The following is a 19,330-nucleotide window of genomic DNA, read 5'->3' on the forward strand; positions in this document are numbered from 1 at the left end:
GATCGGCGGCCTCGTCCGCACCTTCACCCCGGCGGAATGTGCCAACTACTTCGCCGCCGCAGGATACGATGCAGCCTGATCGGATTCCGCTCTAGTCCGCGCGGGTCGATCGCCCTGCGTCCCGCGGGGCGGCCCTGCGTCCGGCCGGCCGCGCGCCGCCGCCAACGGCCGCCGACGGCCGCGTGGGGCGCGGGGCAGCCATCGGCCGGGCCGGCGAGCGGGAATGTACGGACTCACGTTTTCTCATCACGTGGTATTCCGCTGCCGGTTGCAGCGAGACACGGAGGCCCTCTCCCATGAGCGGCCGTGAAGACCGGGACGATCGGGCAGGGAGCCGGCGCGAGAGGGTGGTGCCGCGCGCCGTGCCGCCGCGGCCCCCCCTCGACATCGAGACCGTCGCCACCCTGATCCTCTACCGCGACGTGGTGCTGGACCGCCCCGCCTGCGCGCAGTGCGGCCATCGCACCCAGGTGGTGGCGCGCACCTTCAGCATCGCCGGGCCGATCAGCCGCGAGATGCGCACCTACGAGTGCACGGCCTGCGGCCACACCCAGGCCTCCGCCTACACGCCCAACGGCAACGCCAGGCGCTCGAACTGAGCGCTCCAACTGAGCGCTCCAACTGAGCGCTCGAACTGAGCGCCCGAGCCGGTCGCTCCAACCGAGCGCCGCGCCCGCCCGTCGCGGCCCGCTACAGCGCCCGGCGGCTGGCGTCGCGGACGCCGCGGACCAGCGACTGCGCCGTGTAGACCAGGATGGCGATGCCGACCGCGCCCAGCACGGCGACGCCGAGCAGCACGATCACGTCGACCGGCCCGCCGATGTCGTCGAAGCCCGAATGCGTCACCGCCTGCACGAACAGCACGGCGGCCACCGCGCCGAGCGGCATGGCGAGCTGCGCCCACAGGAACTTGCGCATCGACAGCCGGCGGTCGCGGATCAGCACATAGAGATAGGCGGCCGTCACCGCGACGGCGGCCAGCACCATGATCCAGAACAGCGCGAGGCCGAACATCTCCTCGAACACCGCGACCAGGGTTCCGACGGTCAGCTCCTTCATGGCGTGTCCTCCTCAGGCCCGGCCGCGCAGCATGGCGCTGTAGGTCGCCTTGAGGGCGACCTCCTTCATCAGCCAGCTGATCCACAGCTCCTCCAGCGGCGCGATGACGCCCGGGAAGGAGGGGGTGAGATTGTTGTGGTAGTCGAACTCGATCAGCATGGCGCGGCCGACCCGGGTGATCAGCGGGCACGAGGTGTAGCCGTCGTAGACGGCGGTGCCCTGCCGGCCCTCGATCTGCGCCACCAGGTGGTCCTCGACCACCGGCACCTGCCACTTCACCGAGGCGGCGGTCTTGCCCTTCGGCACGCCGGCGACGTCGCCGATCGCGAACACCTCCGGGAAGCGGCGGTGGCGCAGCGTCTTCTGGTCGGCCTCCACCCAGCCCTGGTCGGTCCACCTGTCGGCCCAGGACAGGCCGGACTGGCGGATCACCTCGGGGGCCCGCTGCGGCGGGATGACGTGCAGATAGTCGTAGGCCATCTGCGTGTCGCCCTTGGGCGTCGCGAAGGTGGCGATGCGCCGCCCCGGGTCGACGGCCTTGAGCACGTGGCTGTAGACGGCCGCGATGCCGCGCTCCTCGAACAGCATGCGCACCTTCTCGGAGACGATCGGCACGCTGAACAGCGCCGTGTTGTTGGCCGCGTAGGTGATCTCGTAGCGGCCCTTGCCGACCCGCCGGCTGGCGATGTCCTCGATCAGGAAGGTGTGCTTGAGCGGCGCGCCGGCGCATTTCATCTCGGTGCCCGGGCGGGTGAACACGCCCTTGCCGCCGGTGTCGGCGAAGGCCGAGGCCGCCGCCCAGGTCTTCGCCGCGTAGTCCGGCCCGGCATAGAGCGAGCCGATACCGTCGCGGCCGATCAGGTCGAGCGAGAAGCCCTCGATCGCGGCGTAGTCGAGCACCAGGCCGGGCGCGACGATCAGGAAGTCGTAGGCGAGCCGCTTGCCGCCCGCGGTCGTCACCGTCTTCGCCACCGGGTCGATGCCGGCGGCGGCCTCCGGCACCAGGGTGACGCCCTGGGGCAGCCAGTCGGTGGTGCGCGACACCGTGTAGGAGGCGGGCCGCAGGCCGGCGGCGACCAGCGAGAAGCCGGGCTGGTACCAGTGCGCGGCGCGGCCGTCGACCAGCGTGATGGCGGCGCCGTCGAGCCGCTCGACCAGCCGGCTCGCCATCGCGGTGCCGGCCGCCCCGGCGCCGACGATCACGATGCGGGCCTTGGTGGCGACGCGGGCCGCCCGGGCCCGCGCCAGCGGAACCGTGCCGGCGAGGCCGGCCGCGGCGAGGCCCAGCAGGGCCCGGCGGGATGTCAGGATGTCGTGCTCACGGGCCAACGCGCGCTTCTCCCTCGCTGTGTTCGTTCTTGTCGGCAGCGACCGCGCCCGCCCGGCCGGGCACGCGACGAGGAGAGGAAAGCCGGGGGCGCAGTCCACCCCGGATTCGACGGCTTTTTCAGCCGGCGGTATATGCGTAGGAATGCATATGTGGCGGAACCGGGGCGGGGCGGGGGCAGTGAGGGGCGAAGCCCTCGCCGACGCCGCAGCCTCACCCCTCGTCCCAAGGGAATGCTATTCCGAGTCAGTGCATAAGTTTCTGAGGTTCCGCAGGATGACGGCGCACATATCGTTCCGTGTCAAGTTATGCAAGCGCGCCAATCCTTCCACTGCCAAAAGAACATCGCTTGGTCTGGCAGGGCGGAAGCCGACCTGTGTGAACGGCCCATCTGTTTCCGTTAGAACGCGATCTAATGGCAACGTCTTGGTAATCGCCGCACGCCTCGTGTTCACTAGCATTTCTGTGTTCACAGAAAAGTAGCAGCCGAGATCGACGGCTCTCTTGGCTTCCGAAGCAGTGCCGGTGAACCAGTGAAGCACAACCCGTCCGCACGAGGGTGGCATTTGTTGTTCAATCATATCTAGCACGGCCTTAGTCGCACGTACGCTATGGACCGTCACGATCTTGTTTCCCGCCGCTGCGCACAAGGAGAGCACGCGGGCGAAAATTTGTTTCTGGTTCTCGAACGATCTATAGAAACGCGGGCTGGCATCTAGCCCGACCTCTCCGACATAGCGGCTTTGCGGCAGTAGTTTCTCCCACAGATCGATCTCGTGAGCTCGTTCTGCGACCAACTGCGGGTGCAGCCCGAGAGCCGCTCGGACATGGCGCGTGCGGGTCGCCAGCTCGTTGTTCCGTAGCCAAGCTTTTGGCGTGGTGGTGACGGTCAGCGTAAAGATTCCTTCGCGCTCGCACTGTTCTACCGCCGCCGCATGGTCGGAGTAGAGATCGAGGTGACAATGGAAATCGACGAGACCCGAATGCATGATTTTTTACGACGGTACGGCGCGAACGCCCGTCAGCAAGCGTCCCACTTCCTCCAACCCGCGTCTGTAGACGTCGGCCAGAGCGTCGTGTCGGGAGGGATCATCGTAGAGAGGCCCCGGCTTGTGGATCAGTGCCTTGGCGAGTTGAGGGCGCTTCGATAGGCGCGCGATGGCGATCTGGAAGGAGCGGACCTGCTGACCCTCGGCCTGCCTGGTATTCAAGGTCGCAGCCTCAATGTCGGGTACGCCATAAATCGTCGAGTCCCTGCCTCGCAACGCAGCCCGTCGAATGAGGCACGGCAAGCAATACCCACAGTGTCCCAGCGGCTTCTTCGTCCAGCGTCCTTTCGCGGGTGACGAACACGACAACGATAGAGGGACAAGTTCCTTGAGCAGTGCCTGATTGGAGCATTCGGCAACCATCTCTCCCTTCGTTCTATTCCAGTAGGGATTCTCCACCGTCGCCCCAATGCCAAGTTCTCGGATCAGTTCGTTCCACCTGGCGATATAGAAGGGATGTGTTGTCCGGGTGCTGAGCGCTCCTAGACGTAATGGATCGAGCGGTACATTGAGGGTGATGAGGCCATTCTCTGGAACATTCAGCACAAAATTGCGACCGAGTGCAGTACCGGCAGCTATACCTAACGAGAAGAACAAGAAGGATCGACCCCGCGTGGTATCCTCTGATGCGACATTCTCGACTAGCCCGCTGTCGAAAGCCATCCACACCCGCAGCCGATCAAATAAGGACCGCTTGTAAGTAGCCTTCAACGCCTCGAAGCACTGCTCTTGTGATTTGCTCACCAGTCCTTCACCGGCGTGGCTCACCAGAAGCGGCGTATGCCCGGCATTCAAGTTGTTGATCGCACCGATCAGGCTGTCCAGGCCGCCGGAGAATAGGCTCACTCCATCAAAGGGTGCGGGAATGAGGGATGGCGCACCGAGAGGAACTAGCTTTTCGTGCTCCTTTGGCCGCTTGCGGAACCCGACATCCCACTTGTCGCCAGTCAGGAAGTTTAGGGCCCGTATCAGGATGGGCGCCGCAGACGTCCACCGGGCTGGATCGCTGACGGGGACGACCAGTCTAATCTCACGCGTCCACGAATCCTGCGATTCAGTCGAGCGCGATAGGCGCGTGTCCGCGGCATGAACATGAGCTGCTACTACGAGTAGGTCCGCGCCGATTTCGCTCGGGGTTAGGTGTAATGTTACGAGGTCCTCCAACGCGCGGCCGATCCCGTGCCCCAGATGTTTTCCAGCAATCAACTGCAAGGTTGACGCGACTTCGTCACGTGCTCTGGGGACGCGAGCTTTATCGTCAGGGCCAAAACGGCCGATGATGACATGGCGCCTCATTTCGCAGCCTCTGCATCACCTATCGTCTGCAAGACGTCGAAGGCGGATTTGTAGACTGTTGTGACGAAGCCTGTTACCGCGGTTGCGGATAGCGACTGGATGTCTACACCTGCGGCATTGATCGCGTCGCTGACCCCGCGTTGAATGAAATCGCGCAATTGAGCCTGAACTTTTTCAGCAGAACGAGGATCTGTGGGTAAAGTTATGACCTTAGCGCCAATATCGTTGTAGATGCGCGCCTCGATCGCATGCGTGGCATAGAGCTCGAACACTGCTTGTATCTGGCTCGCTGCGAGCCCGTCGATGTTAGTGATGCCAGCGCCGGCAAGATCGGCGATAGTCTCAATAAAGGCATCTCGCGCAATACCTTCATCAATCGTTCCACCTTCAGGACAAATATAATCCGCGAGCCCTGCAAACACCTCTTCGATCGGTCGCCCTGCAAGGCTATCAAGGCTCAGCGTTCGCAGGGCTTCGCGTGCACCGTTTGCGCCGGCATCGTTGAGAAATCTGATTAGCCCCGCACCTACGCCGCGCGCCGAACCCATGCGCTGCGCCGCTTGACGGGAACCGCCCGCCGACTTCGATACATACTGCGATATCGCGCGGCCGAGACTTCTGCGGTCGTTTCCGCCGGAACTCGCAAAACGAGTGAAGTTGCTTCTCGCCGACGTGAACCTATCCGATGCTCCCAGTTGTGGCGTCGGTCGCGCAGCGGGCGCTGGCGGCACAGCTGGAGGCGCCCCATAATCCGACGACGTTTGCGTCTCGTCGCGATCCCCAGCCGCAGCACCCTCCTCGCCCTGCAGCCAGCTCGGAATAAGCGGCGTGCTGCCGCCCGCCCCGCCGTAAGCGTTCGATGTGCCCATTAGCGCCTACCCGTCCGGGTGCGAAGCGCGGCGTCGGCCGTCGCTTTCAGGAACGCAGATTGGGAACTGGACCACCGCCGCAGGAGCTTCTCGAAGCGTAACACAGCTTCTGTATCTTTGATGACGGCTTCCCAGCCAGACGCCGGCCAAGGGCCGCATCGATCAACCGGGAGTGCCTCTAAGAGATCGAGCAGGTTTATCTGCAATGTCGGGTGTGCGCGAACCAACACAGCGAGCCCGTCGATACCGGGCGGCGCTGTATCGAAGGAGTCTCCTCCCATGACGCGGCCCCGCAACTCTTCGAAGACCTGGGCTGCCTCGGCCGGAACGAGTTGCTTGAGTTCTCCGTCAAGCGCCTGCACCGCGAGTTTCGGGCCGAGCAGTTTTTCGACCACCGCGGCCAGGCGACCAAGCACCGACGCCGCGCCAAAATAGTCTTTACGGTCCTTCGTCACAAACAGGTATGGGCGCAGGTCCAGTTCAGCCAAAGGTGGCGATAGCCGTGCCCATGCGCGTATAGCATCGGCCGCCTTCCATTCCGTCAGGATCGCGCTGTCTTCGGACTCGCGCGCGGCAATCGTTTTGTCGTCCGCGACCACGCTGACCCTCGGGCCGGCCCGCTTCGGCTTTGAGGCCGCTGACGCTTCCTCCAGGGCGGCGGCTTCGAGAGCGGCCAAGTCTTTGCAGCGGCCGTTCTGACTGCGGGCAGCAGCACTAGCAATCTGGTCGAACAATCTGGAGAGGAACCGTTCTGCTAGCATGAGTTTGGCCAGGACAGGCAGCTTCACCTCATCGCCGAAGCCTCGGGCAAGCGCGGTCTGATGACGTAACAATAGGCCGTTCAGGAATCGCTTAATCTGCCGCGGATTACCTTGGGTCCCGCTGGCGAGAATCGGGCCGATCTGATCGCTCAAGATGAGCGCGTTCTGAACCGCACCGGCTTGCTCGCCTAAAGCCGTCTTGACCGTCTGTGCATCTAGGCCGGCGGATTGCCAAGGCCGTTTTAGCAGCTCGCGGGCAGCGTCGACGAGGGTTGTGTATGCGGGGTCGTTCTCGCCAAGTTGGGCGCCGATCAACAATAAGGTAACGTAAATGCGGGTTTCCATTTCGCCCAAAGCTGGAATCCGGAATGGGATTTGAATTAGCTTTTCGAGGTAGTTGCGAGCGTAATCACGCGGGCCAGTTGTATCGGGAAGTTCTGGAAAGTGTTTGCGCACCGAATATTCGATCATCGCCTCGTCGGCCGCGACGACGAAGGCGGTCTTAGCCGTGAATACGAATAGCCGTACGGCTTCGAGCGTCTCGATCGCTGTGTCGGGAAGACAGCGATCAAGATCGTCAATGAGGACGATCAGTTGCTGTACGTCTGCTTGCTTAAGTAGCTCGTCGAAAGATTTTCTGAATTCTTCGACCTCCTCTGGTATGTTCTTAGGTGCCCCAGGTTTCAGGAGTCCTTGCACGCTGTCCATTGCCTTATCGTAGTAATCTTTTGTGGCGAGCTTCGAAGGGTCGGCATAGATTTCCTTCAAGTTGCCGACCACGGCGCCAACTTGGTCGACTGTTGGCATGCCGGAAAGCGCGGTGAACGCGAATCCGCCCCCGTGCCGCGCGATCTTGAGCCAATTGATCCTTTGGAAGATGTCTTTAATGGCCAAGCCGGTTTTGGTGAGCAGGGGGCGCTTTTCGATAAGGCCTGTGACGATGCCCTCAATCAAAGCGATTTTCGCGTCTTCGAAGCCTTGAAAGCGCCACCCGTTAAACTTGATGCAGAGAATATCTTTTTTGAAAGCGAGGCCGCTCTCAATCATTTCCAGGATGCTGGACTTCCCGGCGCCCCAATCGCCGTGAACTCCGATTGTAACGGCGCGTTCAGGCCTTTCACAGAGTAATTCGATAATCGTCTTTGCAATCGCCTCGTTGTTCAGGAGATCGATCTTCGTCTCATTGTCAGTGAGGATCATCCTGCCCCGCCCCCTCGCGTCTCGGCCAGCAGTGGTTGTAGCGCAGATTGCTGCGCCCAGCACTGCTACGTTGATCGCAGGCTTGTAGCCACGAAGCTCGCATGGCAGTTTATGCCATGGCGATGCTCGCGTCGTTCACAACCCGAGATTGTGGAGAGGCCGATGCCGACCAGAAACGTCGTGCTGACGAAGCACCAGGAGGATCTCATCCAGGCGCTCGTCGAGTCCGGCCGCTACCAGAACGCCAGCGAGGTGCTGCGCGAGGGATTGCGGCTGGTGGAGCAGCGCGAGGCCGAGGCCGCGACGAAGCTGGACGCCCTGCGGGACGCGGCTCGCGTCGGCGTCGCCGCCCTGGATCGGGGCGAGTTCCGGGAGTTCGAGCGTGTCGAGGACCTGCAGGCCTATCTGAACGACCTGTCCGAGAAGGTCATCTCCAGAACGGCCGAGTAGCAGCGTCATGGCCGCGCGGACATGGCGCGTTCGCCTCGGTGCGGCGGCAGAGCTCGACTTCGCGACCATCATCAAATGGACCGCCGAGACGTTCGGCGAAGGCCAGTCCCGGATCTACCGGGACACGCTCGTTCGGGCGATCGGCGAGCTGGCCGACGGTCCCGAGGTCGCCGGATCCAGGGCGCGGGACGAGATCATGCCGGGCCTGCGCACGCTCCATGTCGCACGCCACGGTCGCCGCGGACGTCACATCCTTCTGTACCGGGTCGCTCCCGGGCGGCTGATCGAGATCGTACGCATCCTGCACGACAGAATGGACGTGCCGCGCCACCTTCCATCGACGGACGACGAGAGCCGCGAATAGCGGTCGCGTGACGTCGGTGCGGGCAGGGGTGCTTGGAAAAATGGCGCGCCCGGAACGATTCGAACGTCCGACCCCCAGATTCGTAGTCTGGTGCTCTATCCAGCTGAGCTACGGGCGCGTGGCCGGTCCGCCCGCGGGCGTCCAGGGGACGCCGGGGCGCGGCGACGCATTCCCTAGCGACTCGGCGCCGGCTTGGCAAGCCGTCGATGACGGGATCGCGACGGCGCGGCGTGCATGGCGGGATCCCGGCGCCCGCTCCGGGGGCGGCGGGGCCGCAGGCCGGGGGACGAGGCGTCCCCGGTCTCCCGGCCGCGTGCCCCGGAGCCGCGTGCCCCGGACAAGGCGCAGCAGCTCGGAGAGCTGGTCATTCCGGGGCGGCGGGCTCGGGGCGGTGCTTCGCGCCGCCTCGAGCGCGTCGAACCCGGAATCCAGCCGAGAACACGGAGGCTGTCGCTGGATTCCGGGTTCGCGGCTTCGCCGCGCCCCGGAATGACGCCGAACCTCCTCCGGACAGCGGTCACCCCGCCTCCGCTCCGCCCCCCCCCTCACGCCCGGGCGCGCTGGTCGCGGCGGTCCTGCAGCTCGATGGGGCGGTCGGGGATGGCGATCCGGAAGGTGGCGCCCAGCGTGCCCTCGACGAGGCCGATCTCGCCGCCGTGCAGCCGCACCAGCTCGGCCGCGATGGCGAGGCCGAGCCCGGTGCCGCCCGAGCGGGTCGACCCGCGGAACGCCTCGAACAGGTGCTCTCGCGCCCGGCTCGTGAGGCCCGGGCCGGTGTCGGACACCTCCAGCACCACCACGGTGCCCTCGCGCCGGCCGCTGATGCGGATCTGGTCGCGGCCCGGCTCGTTGGGGGCGCGGCCCTCCAGCGCCTGCACGGCGTTGCGCACCAGGTTCACCAGCACGCGCAGCATCTGCTCGTAGTCGGCGTCGAGCGTCAGCCCGCGCTCGATCGCCGTCACCCAGCCGATCGGCCCGTCGAGCATGAGCCCGAGCGACTCGCGCGCCTCGTCCACCAGGGCGTCGACCGCCACCGGCTTGCGGTCGGGCGGCGGCTCCTGGGCGCGGCCATAGGCGAGCGTCGTCTCGCAGAACGCGATGGCGCGCTCCAGCGCCAGCATCAGCTTGGGGGCGAAGCGCTGCACCTGCGGGTCGGCGATGCCGCCGAGCCGGTCGGAGATCAGCTGCGCCGAGTTCAATAGGTTGCGCAGGTCGTGGTTGATCTTCGACACCGCGAGCCCGAGCGCGGCGAGGCGGTAGCGCTCGGCCAGCATCGAGGCGAGGTCGGTCTGCATCGCGGCGAGCTCGCGCTCGGCGATGCCGAGCTCGTCCTCGCGGGTGGAGCGCCGCGCGATGCGCGACGGGTTCTCCGGGTTCGCCCGGAACGCCGTCATGTTGGCGGTGATGCGGTGGAGCGGCCGCACGAACAGCACGTGCAGCGCGAGATAGACCAGCGCCGCCGTGATGGCCGAGATCACCAGCGACAGCAGCAGCACGTTGCGCGAGTAGCGCCACATCGCCTGCTTGAGCGGGCCGGCCTCCAGCACGATCTCGACGAACTCGCCGCCCATCGGGGCGGGGCCGACGGCGCGGATCAGGTCGCTGTCGCGGGTGACCAGCAGGGTGCGGAAGGCGTCGACGATCGCCGGCAGGGCGCCGACCTCGCGCACGTCCACCTCCTGGCTCACCGCGGCGGGCAGCTCGGTGGTGGCGAGCAGGCGGCGCTCGCGCCCCATCTTCATGGCGACGGCGCGCGCCCCGATGCTGTCGAGGATCTGCCGGCTCAGGCTCTCCGGCACCATGCCGCTCGGCGCCGCGTCGAGCACCAGCGCGGCCGTGTGGGCGGCGGCCAGCCGGTCGCTCAGGAAGCTCAGGCGGAAATTGGCGATCGAGGGCACGTAGATCAGCACCTCGGCCAGCATCACGAACAGGATGGTGAGCACCAGGAGCCGGCCCGACAGGCCGAAGCGCGGCAGCCCGACGGCGCGCGCCGAGGCGAGAATCCCCGGCAGCGGCCGGCCCGAGACGGTGTGGCCCGGCGTGGCGGCGGAGGCCGCGGAGGCGGAAGCCGCGGAGGCCGGCGCGGGATCGGCGGAGGCGGAGTCCGCGGCCGCGCCGCCCGCGGCGGCCCGCAGGGCGGCCGGGCGCGACGCCTCGGCCGCGGCCGCGCCGGGCTGTCCCGGGCGGGCCTGCGAGGGGGCGAGCTCCGGCGGCGCGCCCTGGTGTTTCGTTGGAGTTTCGGCGTCCATCAGCCCAACCGACGCAACCAGCCGATCATCCGGCGAACCGCGGGGCTCGTCAAACTCCGGGCGTAGTACGTCATCGCGGCGCGTTTCCCGATCTCTCCGCGGGTCGGGTAGGGCACCACCTGCTCGGCGAGGTCGCGGACCCCGAGGCGGTGCCGGACCGCGAGCGCGACGGTCGTGATCAGCTCACCCGCTTGAGTGCCCACCATGCTTGCACCGAGAATGCGGCCGCGGCGTGTCGTTACCAACTTGACATGTCCGGAGGTATCGCGCTCCGCGCGCGCGCGGTCGTTGTCGTGCAGCGGCCAGCGCAGCACCCGCGGCCCGACGCCGCGCCCGCGCAGCGCCACCTCGGTCGGGCCGATGCGGGCGAGCTCCGGGTCGGTGAACACGGTGCGCGGAATCAGCTCGGCGTCGAAGCGCACCGGCAGGCGGAACAGGGCGCTGCGCACCACGAGGCCGGCCTGATGGCTCGCCGCATGGGTGAGGCGCGGGCCGGCGATCGCGTCGCCGATGGCGTAGACGCGGCGGTTGGTGGTGCGCAGGCCGCGGTCGACCACGATGCCGTCCGGCCCGTGCGCGATGCCGGCGCGGTCGAGCTCCAGCGCCGCCAGATCCGGGCGGCGCCCGGCCGCCACCAGGAGATGGCTGCCGGAGAGCGTCCCGCCATGGCCGGGCGTCGCGCCGCCGGCGGGCGTCCCGCCCCTGGCGAGCGTCACCGCGATCCCGTCGCGGTGTCTTTCCGCGCGGGTCACCGTGGTGCCGGTGTGGAGGGCGATGCCCTCGCGGCGCAGCGCCGCCAGCACCACGTCGGCCATCTCGGGATCCTCGCCGGCGAGCGGCGTGCCGGCCTCGATCAGCGTCACGGCGCTGCCGAGCCGGCGGAACGCCTGGCCGAGCTCGAGCCCGACCGCGCCGGCGCCGATCACGATCAGATGGGCGGGCAGCCGGTCGAGCTCGAACACCGTCTCGCTGGTGAGGACCGGCGCGTCGGCGAGTCCCGGGATGGGCGGGATCGCCGGCACCGCGCCGGTGGCGATCACGGTCCGCCGCGCCGCGATCTCCGGCCCGCCGTCGACCCGCAGCGTGCCGGGGCCGGTGAAGCGGGCGGTGCCGCGGATCACGGTCACGCCCAGCCCGGCGAAGCGGGCGGCCGAGTCGACCGGGGCGATGCCGTCGATGACGCCCCGCAGATGCGCCTTGACGGTCTGCCAGTCGACGGTCGGCGGTCCACAGTCGACGCCGAAGCGCGGCGCCTGCGCGATCGCGTGCGCGTGCCGGGCCGCGGCGATCAGCGCCTTGGAGGGCACGCAGCCGGTGTTGAGGCATTCGCCTCCCATCCGGCCGCGCTCGACCAGCACCACCGGCACCCCGAAGCCGGCGGCCGCCGCCGCGACCGACAGGCCGGCCGCGCCGGCCCCGATCACGCACAGGTCGGGGGTGAGGCGGGCCGTCACGGCGGCCCCGGCGCCGCCGTCGTCGTCTCGTCGCCGGCGACGAGGCGACGACGACGGACGACGAGGGGCACGAGGGCGAGGACGGCGAGGGCCCCCAGCCCGGCGATCAGCTGCGGGGTCAGCACCGCCGACAGGTCGAAATCGACGCCGCAGTCGGCGGTTCCGGCCGCCCGGCAGGCCGCGTGGCGGGCCGCCTGTATCCGGATGCCGTCGTCCAACCCCGCGCCGATGAAGGCGAACGTGAAGGTCGCCGGAGCGATGCCGAGCACCGTCGCCGCCAGGAACGGCCGCAGCGCCACCCCGGCGACCGCCGCCACGAGGTTGACGAGCCAGAAGGGCACGACCGGAACCAGCCTCAGAACAAGGAGATAGCCGAAGGCATCGCGGCGCAGCCCGGCCGCGATCCGCGCCGCCCTCCGCCCCGCCCGCGCCACCAGCCAGCCGCCCAGCGCGGTGCGGGCGGCGAGAAACAGCAGCGTCGCCCCCGCGGTCGCCCCGACCAGCGTCCCGAGCCCGCCCAGCAGGGGGCCGAACAGCAGCCCGCCGGCGATCGTCAGGACCGCCGCGCCGGGCACGGCGAGCGCCGCTACGACGATGTAAAGGCTCACGAATCCGACGAGCGCCGGGGCCGCGTGGGCGGCCGCCAGCGCCTCGATCCGGGCGTGATGGCGGATCAGCCCCTCCATCGAGATCTCGCGATGCCAGCCCCCCGCGACGAGCGCCAGCGCGACGCCGCCCGCCACGATCAGCGGCAGCAGCCGCACCAGCCGCCGCAGCGGGCGGCGGGTCGGCGGATCGGCCGGCATGTCCGGAGAACGGGGGATAATCGACCTCGACCAGTGGACCCCGGGCCGGAACGGCGCGAGTTTTCGCTCTATACGATGCCGGCGCCCGTCCCGCCCGCGCCGTCACCGGCTTTTGAACGCCCTGCGCTGCGGGCCGTCCGCCCGTGCGCCGGCGGGATGGTATCGCATTTCCCCTCGCATTGACGGGGGGAGGGGCCTCCCGTATAAGCCGGCCCTGAATTTTCGGCCGCGCCGATCCCCGAACAGCGACGATCTGCGACAACGTGCCGACCCGGCGCCGGCGACAAGAACGTCCGGCCGACACGAAAAGCGGAGTAGAAGACCGTGAAGCGGACCTATCAGCCGAGCAAACTGGTGCGCAAGCGCCGCCACGGCTTTCGCGCCCGGATGGCGACCGTCGGTGGCCGCAAGGTGCTCAACGCCCGTCGCGCGCGCGGCCGCAAGCGGCTGAGCGCGTGATCGCGCCGATGCCGCGCGGGCGTCGTCTCGATGCAGCGGCTGCGGCAACGGTCCGATTTCCTCGCCGCCGCCAAGGGCGCCAAGGCGCCCACGCCGGCGTTCGTCCTGCAGTCGCGCGAGCGGGGTGACCAAGGCCCGCCGCGGGTCGGCTTCACCGTGACCCGCAAGGTCGGCACCGCGGTGGAGCGCAACCGGGTGCGTCGTCGGCTTCGGGAAGTCGTGCGGCTATCGGCCGCGGGGCGTCTCCGGGACGGCAGCGACTACGTGATCATCGGCCGGCGCGCCGCCCTGGACCGGCCGTTCGACCGCTGCGTCGCCGACTTCGTCGGTGCCGTGAAGCGGGTCCACCGGCCCGCGCGCGGGCCCGAACCTCCTGCGCGCGACGATTTTCCTGCGCGCGACGGTGCGCAGGGCCCGAAACCCGATCCGCGGCCGACCGCCCGAGCGTCCTCATGAACGAACAGAAGAACGTCCTCCTGGCCATCGCCCTGTCGGCGGTCGTGCTGATCGCATGGCAATTCTTCTTCGGCATGCCGCAGCTGGAGAAGCAGCGCCAGATCCAGCAGCAGCAGACGCAGCAGGCCCAGCCGGCGACTCCCGGCCAGTCGGCCCCGGCCGCCGGGCAGGCGGGTGCCCCGCCGCAGCCGGCGACCGGCGCGCCGACGCCGGGCGGCAGCGCGCCGCCGCTCCCCGGCCAGGTCCTCACCGCCGAGCAGTCGCGCGAGGCGGCGCTCGCCGCCGGGCCGCGCCTCCAGGTGGACACCCCGAACATCCGCGGCTCGATCGCCCTCAAGGGCGCCCGCATCGACGACGTCGCGCTGGTGCGTTTCCGCGAGACCGTCGATCCGAAGTCGCCGGCGATCGTGCTCCTCTCGCCGTCCGGCACGCCGCATCCGTTCTACGCCGAGTTCGGCTGGGTCGGCGGCGCCGGCACCGCCGTGAAGCTCCCGGGCCCCGACACGGTGTGGACCCAGGAGGGCAGCGGGGCGCTGACGCCGGCGAAGCCCGTGACGCTCGTGTGGGACAACGGCGAGGGCCTCCAGTTCCGCCGCACCATCACGGTCGACGACAAGTTCCTGTTCACCGTGAAGGACGACGTCGTCAATTCCGGCGCGGCCCCGGTGACGCTCTATCCCTATGCGCTGGTCTCGCGCCACGGCACGCCGCAGACGCTCGGCTACTACATCCTGCACGAAGGCCTGATCGGCGTGCTCGGCGACCAGGGCCTGCAGGAGGTCACCTACAAGGCCATCGAGGACAAGAAGGTGATGCCCTTCAAGGTCACCAATGCGTGGCTCGGCATCACCGACAAGTACTGGGCCGCGACCCTGCTGCCCGATCCGGCGGCGAGCCTGCAGGCCAAGTTCTCGTCCGGCCAGGCCGGCAACCTGCGCACCTTCCAGACCGACTATCTGCTCGATCCCGTCACGGTGCAGCCCGGCCAGACCGGCAGCGCCATGGGCCGGCTGTTCGCCGGCGCCAAGGAGGTCGCCACCGTCGACGCCTACGACAAGGCGCTCAAGCTCAACCGCTTCGAGCTGCTGATCGACTGGGGCTGGTTCTACTTCATCACCAAGCCGATGTTCTGGACCATCGACTTCCTGTTCCAGTGGACCCACAATTTCGGCGTCGCCATCCTGCTGGTGACGGTGCTGATCAAGATCCTGTTCTTCCCGCTCGCCAACAAGTCCTACGCCTCGATGGCCAAGATGAAGGCCGTGCAGCCGCAGATGGCGGCGCTGCGGGAGCGGTACCCGGACGACAAGGTCAAGCAGCAGCAGGAGCTGATGGAGCTCTACAAGCGGGAGAAGATCAACCCGATCGCCGGCTGCTGGCCGGTGGTGATCCAGATTCCCGTGTTCTTCTCGCTCTACAAGGTTCTGTTCGTCACCATCGAGATGCGGCACGCGCCGTTCTTCGGCTGGATCCACGATCTGTCGGCGCCGGATCCGACGACGGTCTTCAATCTGTTCGGTCTGCTGCCGTTCGATCCGACCGTGGTCCCGGTGATCGGCTCGTTCCTGCATCTCGGCGCATGGCCGCTCATCATGGGCGTCACCATGTGGTTCCAGATGAAGCTGAACCCGGCGCCGCCCGATCCGACCCAGAAGATGATCTTCGACTGGATGCCGGTGATCTTCACCTTCATGCTGGCGAGCTTCTCGGCCGGCCTGGTGATCTACTGGGCGTGGAACAACACGCTCTCGGTGATCCAGCAGGCCGTGATCATGCGCAAGAACGGCGCCAAGATCGAGCTGTTCGACAACATCAAGGGCCTGATCCCGAAGCGCAAGACGGAGTAGGGCGGGCGCCCCGCTCCGCATCGAGAAACGTCGTCATGGCCGGGCTCGTCCCGGCCATCCACGTCTCACGGCGACTGCCACGGATTCTGATTCGTCGTGCCCGGCCTCGTGCCGGGCATCCACGTCTCGAATGCCTTCGGCGACGAGGACGTGGACGGCCGGGACGAGCCCGGCCATGACTGCTCGGACATTGGACGAGGCATCATGACCGACGCCCCTACCTCCCCCGTCGCACCCGCGCCCTTCACCCCGGCCGAGATGTCCGCCGGGCGAAAGCTGTTCGCGGTGGACTGGCAGTTCATGGCGGCGGCGGCGAACATGGGCGCGCTGCCCAAGATGTTCGGCGTCGAGATCGCGGTCGCGGGCCGCTCGAACGTCGGCAAGTCGAGCCTCGTCAACGCGCTCACCGGCCGCGACGGGCTCGCCCGCACGTCGCAGACGCCGGGCCGCACCCAGGAGCTGATCTTCTTCTCGGCCGGCGACCGGCTGCGCCTCGTCGACATGCCGGGCTACGGCTATGCCGCCGCGCCCAAGGCCAAGGTGGCGGCCTGGACCGAGCTGATCCGCGCCTATCTGCGCGGCCGTGCCAATCTCGCCCGCGTCTACGTGCTGATCGACGCTCGCCACGGCCTCAAGGACACCGACGCCCCGGTGCTCGACCTCCTCGACGAGGCGGCGGTGAGCTACCAGATCGTCCTCACCAAGGCCGACCAGCCGAAGCCCTCGGAGCTCGCCGCCGTCACGGCCGCGACCGAGGCGGCGCTGAAGACCCGCACGGCCGCCTATCCGGGCCTTCTCACGACGTCGGCGCGCACCGGCGCCGGGATCGGCGAGCTGCGCGCCGCCGTCGCCCGGCTGATGGACGAGGTACGGTAAGGGAGACATGGTGATAGTCTCGGTCCGCTCGTCCCCGCGAAGGCGGGGACCCAGGGGCCACATGTCGTGTCGCTCTGGACGCCTGCTTTCGCGGGCATGAGCGGAGATCGGGGATGCCGCGACGGGGACCGCTCCGACGGTGGCTCCGCGTCGCTCGAGACAGTTCAAGGATCGCCTTTCATGACCCTTCCGTTCTTCGTGCTGGTCGCCGGCCTGATGGGGGCCGCCGGCGTGGCGCTGGCGGCTGCCGCCGCCCATGCGGCGCCGGGCGTCGGGCTCGACAGCGCCGCGCTGATCCTGATGGTGCACGCGGCCGCGCTGGTCGCCGCCGCCGCGGCCGTGGCGGCCGGCCTCACCTTCCGGCCGCTGGCGCTCGCCGCGCTGATCGGCTTCGTGTTCGGCGCGCTGCTCTTCTCCGGCGACATCGCGCTGCGCGCCTTCGTCGGCAATCGCCTGTTCCCGATGGCGGCCCCGACCGGCGGCAGCATCCTGATCCTGAGCTGGCTCGCCTTCTCGATCTCGGCCGCCGTGCGGATGGTCCGCGGCGGCTGAGCGGACCGCCCGCCGGCCTGCTCCCGGCGTGGGGCGGACGTGCCTTTCGGGCAGAGGTCGGAGCCTGGATTCGACGACAAGTAACTGTATAGTTACTTGCGTCCGGGGCACCCGCGGGTCCGCTGCGGGGACCGCGGCCGGCCCGGCCTCGATCCGCCATGTCCGAGGGTCTCGCCATTCGTCCGTCGAGCGTCACGCGTTGGGATTGCGTCGCCCTCGGTGAGGTGATGCTGCGCTTCGATCCCGAGTTCGGCCGCGTCCGCGAGGCGCGCCGCTTCCGGGTGTGGGAGGGCGGCGGCGAGTACAACGTCGCGCGGGCGATGCGGAAATGCTTCGGGCTGCGCGCCGCCGTGGTGACGGCGCTGCCCGACAGCGAGCTCGGACGGCTGACCGAAGACCTGATCCAGACGAGCGGCGTCGACACCTCCCACGTTCGCTGGCGCCGGTTCGACGGCGTCGGCCGCTCGGGCCGCGTCGGGCTCAACTTCACGGAGAAGGGGTACGGCGGCCGTGCCGCGCTCGGCTGCGTCGACCGGGGACACTCGGCGGCGGCGCAGATGCGGCCCGGCGAGATCGACTGGGACGCGCTGTTCGGCCGCGAGGGGGTGCGCTGGTTCCACACCGGCGGCATCTTCGCCGGCCTGTCCTCCGACACGGCCGCGGTGGCGCGGGAGGCCGTGCAGGCGGCACGCCGCTGCGGCACCGTCGTCTCCTACGACCTCAACTTCCGGGCCTCGCTGTGGAAGGACCGCGGCGGGGCGGAGGCCGCCCGCGCCGTGAACCGGGCGATCGCGCCCTTCGTCGACGTGATGATCGGCAACCAGGAGGATTTCGTGTCCCGCCTCGGCCTCGACGTCGTGCTGCCGCATCCCGGCGCGACGCAGTTCGACCCCGAGAACGGCGAGGCGATCCTCTCGGCCGCCACGACCGCCTATCCGGGCCTGCGGGTCGCCGCGACGACCCTGCGCGACGCCCGCACGGCCGGCTTCAACGACTGGGGCGGACTCCTGTGGGCCGGCGGCGAGATCTACAGGGCGCGTCCGCGAAGAGACCTCGAGATCTACGACCGCATGGGCGGCGGCGACGCCTTCGCGTCCGGTCTCGCCTGGGCCTTCCTCACCGGCCGCGGCCCGCAGGCCGCGGTCGACTGCGGCGTCGCTCACGGCGCGCTCGCCATGACCTCGCCCGGTGACGTCTCCACCGCGAGCGCCGACGAGGTGCTCGACGCGGTGCTGCCGTGGCCCGAGCCGGCCGGGTGAGCCGGCGGCTGCACCGGCCCGCCGCACAGCGTCGCGACTGCATCGGCCAGCACGGCCCGGGCCTCCTCGGCCTCGCGGCCGCGCAGCCCGGCGAGGCGGTCGACCTCGGGGAGCGGCAGCTCGCTCAGCAGCCGCAGGGCGCGCCCGAGCGCCGCCTCCGGCAGCCGCAGGCAGGCGGCACGAAGCCGCTCCGCCAGGCTCGCGCCCGGTCCCGGCTCCGGCCCGGCCGTCCCGGCGTCGGGCCGCTCCGCCGCCCCGAGTCCTGGAGCCGCGAGGCCCCACAAGGCCGGCCAGCCGGTGCGCCGGCCGATCGCGACCCCGGCCGCGATCGTCTCCCACTGCCCGGCGAGGCCGATCTGCAGCACGCAGCCGTGGTCGCGGGCGAGGGTCAGGAAGTCGTAGGCCTGCACGACCACGAAGTTCAGCTCGAGCAGCGAGACCGGTACGCCGCGTGTCAGACGCGTCCGGATCCCGGCGAGCCCGAGCAGCCGGTCGATCCGGACGTGGCGGCCGACGTCGCGCAGGAACGCGGCATAGCCGAGCCGGTCGAGCCAGTCGGCATTGTCGACCAGGAGTGGGCCGCCGCCGGCCGAGCCGAGCACGCGGCCGGCCAGCACCGCGATCTCGGGCGGCGCGGCGGACACTGTGCCGTCGCAGCCCTGGAGGCCGCCCGCGGGCGACGCCATCCGGGCCGTGCCGCCGCCGGTGAGGACGATCGGCCGGTGCCCGGCGCGGGCGAGCCGGCGCAGGGCCATCAGCGGCACGAGGTGTTCGAGACGGACCGGGTCGTCGGGGTCGAAGCCGGCATAGGCGGCCACCGGCCCGGCGCGCAGACGGGCGTCGAGCCCGGCGAGATCGGTGCAGCGCTCGACGAGGCCGCGCTCGGCGAGCGCCAGCAGCGCATCGGACCGCAGGACGAGGGGTGGAAGGGGCCGGGGGGCCGGCATGGCGATCTCCTGAAGGCCGAGGCCGGAGACCGCCACCCATCCATGCGCCG

19 protein-coding genes and 1 tRNA gene are annotated in these 19,330 nt (G+C 68.9%); 9 read left to right on the forward strand and 11 right to left on the reverse strand.

The genetic code is table 11. From position 1 onward, the window contains the following. Nucleotides 1-296 precede the first annotated feature (296 nt). Nucleotides 297-599: a hypothetical protein gene (locus J2S22_RS23765; RefSeq protein ID WP_272780758.1), complete on the forward strand. Its 303-nt coding sequence runs from the start codon at nucleotides 297-299 to the stop codon at nucleotides 597-599. A gap of 91 nt (nucleotides 600-690) precedes the next feature. On the opposite strand, the gene J2S22_RS23770 is transcribed toward J2S22_RS23765, so the two are convergent. The 6 genes from J2S22_RS23770 to qatA all read right to left on the reverse strand — a co-directional run bounded on the left by J2S22_RS23770 (nucleotide 691) and on the right by qatA (nucleotide 7,561). Continuing rightward, nucleotides 691-1,059 carry a DUF5368 domain-containing protein gene (locus tag J2S22_RS23770; protein ID WP_272780757.1) on the reverse strand — a complete coding sequence of 123 codons (369 nt, stop codon included), beginning with the start codon at nucleotides 1,057-1,059 and terminating at the stop codon, nucleotides 691-693. A 12-nt stretch (nucleotides 1,060-1,071) separates the two neighbouring features. Continuing rightward, nucleotides 1,072-2,388, reverse strand: coding sequence for an NAD(P)/FAD-dependent oxidoreductase (locus J2S22_RS23775; RefSeq protein ID WP_272780756.1), 1,317 nt, complete (start codon nucleotides 2,386-2,388; stop codon nucleotides 1,072-1,074). Nucleotides 2,389-2,622: 234 nt separating this feature from the next. Further along, nucleotides 2,623-3,375, reverse strand: coding sequence for a Qat anti-phage system TatD family nuclease QatD (gene qatD / locus J2S22_RS23780; RefSeq protein ID WP_272780755.1), 753 nt, complete (start codon nucleotides 3,373-3,375; stop codon nucleotides 2,623-2,625). Nucleotides 3,376-3,381: 6 nt separating this feature from the next. Continuing rightward, nucleotides 3,382-4,731: a Qat anti-phage system QueC-like protein QatC gene (gene qatC, locus J2S22_RS23785; protein ID WP_307155881.1), complete on the reverse strand. Its 1,350-nt coding sequence runs from the start codon at nucleotides 4,729-4,731 to the stop codon at nucleotides 3,382-3,384. Next, nucleotides 4,728-5,600 carry a Qat anti-phage system associated protein QatB gene (gene qatB / locus J2S22_RS23790; protein ID WP_272780753.1) on the reverse strand — a complete coding sequence of 291 codons (873 nt, stop codon included), beginning with the start codon at nucleotides 5,598-5,600 and terminating at the stop codon, nucleotides 4,728-4,730. The genes qatC and qatB overlap by 4 nt, the downstream gene beginning before the upstream one ends. Next, entirely contained in the window at nucleotides 5,600-7,561 is a 1,962-nt protein-coding gene (gene qatA / locus J2S22_RS23795; protein ID WP_272780752.1) for a Qat anti-phage system ATPase QatA, read from the reverse strand. The genes qatB and qatA overlap by 1 nt, the downstream gene beginning before the upstream one ends. Before the next feature lie 162 nt (nucleotides 7,562-7,723). On the opposite strand from qatA, the gene J2S22_RS23800 reads away from it, so the two are divergent. Both J2S22_RS23800 and J2S22_RS23805 read left to right on the forward strand, forming a co-directional pair. Next, nucleotides 7,724-8,011, forward strand: coding sequence for a type II toxin-antitoxin system ParD family antitoxin (locus J2S22_RS23800; protein ID WP_272780751.1), 288 nt, complete (start codon nucleotides 7,724-7,726; stop codon nucleotides 8,009-8,011). Between the two features lie 7 nt (nucleotides 8,012-8,018). Further along, nucleotides 8,019-8,375 carry a type II toxin-antitoxin system RelE/ParE family toxin gene (locus J2S22_RS23805; RefSeq protein WP_272780750.1) on the forward strand — a complete coding sequence of 119 codons (357 nt, stop codon included), beginning with the start codon at nucleotides 8,019-8,021 and terminating at the stop codon, nucleotides 8,373-8,375. 41 nt (nucleotides 8,376-8,416) lie between these two features. Here J2S22_RS23805 and J2S22_RS23810 read toward each other — a convergent pair. From J2S22_RS23810 to J2S22_RS23825, 4 genes are all read right to left on the reverse strand, one after another. After that, nucleotides 8,417-8,493 (reverse strand) — tRNA-Arg (locus tag J2S22_RS23810). Between the two features lie 427 nt (nucleotides 8,494-8,920). Then, nucleotides 8,921-10,297: a sensor histidine kinase gene (locus J2S22_RS23815; RefSeq protein ID WP_272780759.1), complete on the reverse strand. Its 1,377-nt coding sequence runs from the start codon at nucleotides 10,295-10,297 to the stop codon at nucleotides 8,921-8,923. A 326-nt stretch (nucleotides 10,298-10,623) separates the two neighbouring features. After that, entirely contained in the window at nucleotides 10,624-12,078 is a 1,455-nt protein-coding gene (locus J2S22_RS23820; protein WP_272780749.1) for a dihydrolipoyl dehydrogenase family protein, read from the reverse strand. Next, on the reverse strand, nucleotides 12,075-12,884 hold the full coding sequence (locus J2S22_RS23825; protein WP_272840450.1) for a VTT domain-containing protein: 810 nt from the start codon (nucleotides 12,882-12,884) through the stop codon (nucleotides 12,075-12,077). The genes J2S22_RS23820 and J2S22_RS23825 overlap by 4 nt, the downstream gene beginning before the upstream one ends. Nucleotides 12,885-13,208: 324 nt before the next feature. On the opposite strand from J2S22_RS23825, the gene rpmH reads away from it, so the two are divergent. From rpmH to J2S22_RS23855, 6 genes are all read left to right on the forward strand, one after another. Then, complete coding sequence (gene rpmH / locus J2S22_RS23830; protein ID WP_111360736.1) at nucleotides 13,209-13,343, forward strand: 50S ribosomal protein L34; 135 nt, start codon at nucleotides 13,209-13,211, stop codon at nucleotides 13,341-13,343. Nucleotides 13,344-13,373: 30 nt separating this feature from the next. Further along, nucleotides 13,374-13,799, forward strand: a complete 426-nt coding sequence (rnpA, locus tag J2S22_RS23835; protein ID WP_272778711.1) for a ribonuclease P protein component — start codon at nucleotides 13,374-13,376, stop codon at nucleotides 13,797-13,799. Further along, nucleotides 13,796-15,646 (forward strand): membrane protein insertase YidC, encoded by a 1,851-nt coding sequence (gene yidC / locus J2S22_RS23840; RefSeq protein WP_272778710.1) that lies wholly within the window; start codon nucleotides 13,796-13,798, stop codon nucleotides 15,644-15,646. The genes rnpA and yidC overlap by 4 nt, the downstream gene beginning before the upstream one ends. 204 nt (nucleotides 15,647-15,850) lie before the next feature. Beyond that, nucleotides 15,851-16,522 (forward strand): ribosome biogenesis GTP-binding protein YihA/YsxC, encoded by a 672-nt coding sequence (yihA, locus tag J2S22_RS23845; protein ID WP_370878246.1) that lies wholly within the window; start codon nucleotides 15,851-15,853, stop codon nucleotides 16,520-16,522. A gap of 180 nt (nucleotides 16,523-16,702) precedes the next feature. Next, the gene (locus J2S22_RS23850) at nucleotides 16,703-17,074 is read left to right on the forward strand and encodes a DUF423 domain-containing protein (RefSeq protein WP_272778709.1); all 372 of its coding nucleotides are present in this window, start codon (nucleotides 16,703-16,705) and stop codon (nucleotides 17,072-17,074) included. 158 nt (nucleotides 17,075-17,232) lie between these two features. Continuing rightward, nucleotides 17,233-18,333 carry a sugar kinase gene (locus J2S22_RS23855; protein ID WP_272778708.1) on the forward strand — a complete coding sequence of 367 codons (1,101 nt, stop codon included), beginning with the start codon at nucleotides 17,233-17,235 and terminating at the stop codon, nucleotides 18,331-18,333. On the opposite strand, the gene J2S22_RS23860 is transcribed toward J2S22_RS23855, so the two are convergent. Beyond that, entirely contained in the window at nucleotides 18,234-19,280 is a 1,047-nt protein-coding gene (locus J2S22_RS23860) for a tyrosine--tRNA ligase (RefSeq protein ID WP_272778707.1), read from the reverse strand. The two genes, J2S22_RS23855 and J2S22_RS23860, sit on opposite strands and share 100 nt — an antisense overlap. Nucleotides 19,281-19,330 lie beyond the last annotated feature (50 nt).

The organism is Rhodoplanes tepidamans (genome assembly GCF_030813915.1).
In the GTDB taxonomy this organism is placed as follows: Bacteria; Pseudomonadota; Alphaproteobacteria; order Rhizobiales; family Xanthobacteraceae; genus Rhodoplanes; species Rhodoplanes tepidamans.

What these genes read in the sequence shown, in the direction of transcription:
- J2S22_RS23855 (WP_272778708.1), top strand. Translation starts at nt 17,233, where the DNA reads ATGTCCGAGGGTCTCGCCATTCGTCCGTCGAGCGTCACGCGTTGGGAT.
- J2S22_RS23825 (WP_272840450.1), bottom strand. Translation starts at nt 12,884, where the DNA reads ATGCCGGCCGATCCGCCGACCCGCCGCCCGCTGCGGCGGCTGGTGCGG.
- qatD (WP_272780755.1), bottom strand. Translation starts at nt 3,375, where the DNA reads ATGCATTCGGGTCTCGTCGATTTCCATTGTCACCTCGATCTCTACTCC.
- J2S22_RS23770 (WP_272780757.1), bottom strand. Translation starts at nt 1,059, where the DNA reads ATGAAGGAGCTGACCGTCGGAACCCTGGTCGCGGTGTTCGAGGAGATG.
- J2S22_RS23800 (WP_272780751.1), top strand. Translation starts at nt 7,724, where the DNA reads ATGCCGACCAGAAACGTCGTGCTGACGAAGCACCAGGAGGATCTCATC.
- J2S22_RS23815 (WP_272780759.1), bottom strand. Translation starts at nt 10,297, where the DNA reads ATGCTGGCCGAGGTGCTGATCTACGTGCCCTCGATCGCCAATTTCCGC.
- J2S22_RS23860 (WP_272778707.1), bottom strand. Translation starts at nt 19,280, where the DNA reads ATGCCGGCCCCCCGGCCCCTTCCACCCCTCGTCCTGCGGTCCGATGCG.
- J2S22_RS23765 (WP_272780758.1), top strand. Translation starts at nt 297, where the DNA reads ATGAGCGGCCGTGAAGACCGGGACGATCGGGCAGGGAGCCGGCGCGAG.
- J2S22_RS23805 (WP_272780750.1), top strand. Translation starts at nt 8,019, where the DNA reads ATGGCCGCGCGGACATGGCGCGTTCGCCTCGGTGCGGCGGCAGAGCTC.
- rnpA (WP_272778711.1), top strand. Translation starts at nt 13,374, where the DNA reads ATGCAGCGGCTGCGGCAACGGTCCGATTTCCTCGCCGCCGCCAAGGGC.
- J2S22_RS23850 (WP_272778709.1), top strand. Translation starts at nt 16,703, where the DNA reads ATGACCCTTCCGTTCTTCGTGCTGGTCGCCGGCCTGATGGGGGCCGCC.
- qatC (WP_307155881.1), bottom strand. Translation starts at nt 4,731, where the DNA reads ATGAGGCGCCATGTCATCATCGGCCGTTTTGGCCCTGACGATAAAGCT.
- yidC (WP_272778710.1), top strand. Translation starts at nt 13,796, where the DNA reads ATGAACGAACAGAAGAACGTCCTCCTGGCCATCGCCCTGTCGGCGGTC.
- qatA (WP_272780752.1), bottom strand. Translation starts at nt 7,561, where the DNA reads ATGATCCTCACTGACAATGAGACGAAGATCGATCTCCTGAACAACGAG.
- qatB (WP_272780753.1), bottom strand. Translation starts at nt 5,600, where the DNA reads ATGGGCACATCGAACGCTTACGGCGGGGCGGGCGGCAGCACGCCGCTT.
- yihA (WP_370878246.1), top strand. Translation starts at nt 15,851, where the DNA reads ATGACCGACGCCCCTACCTCCCCCGTCGCACCCGCGCCCTTCACCCCG.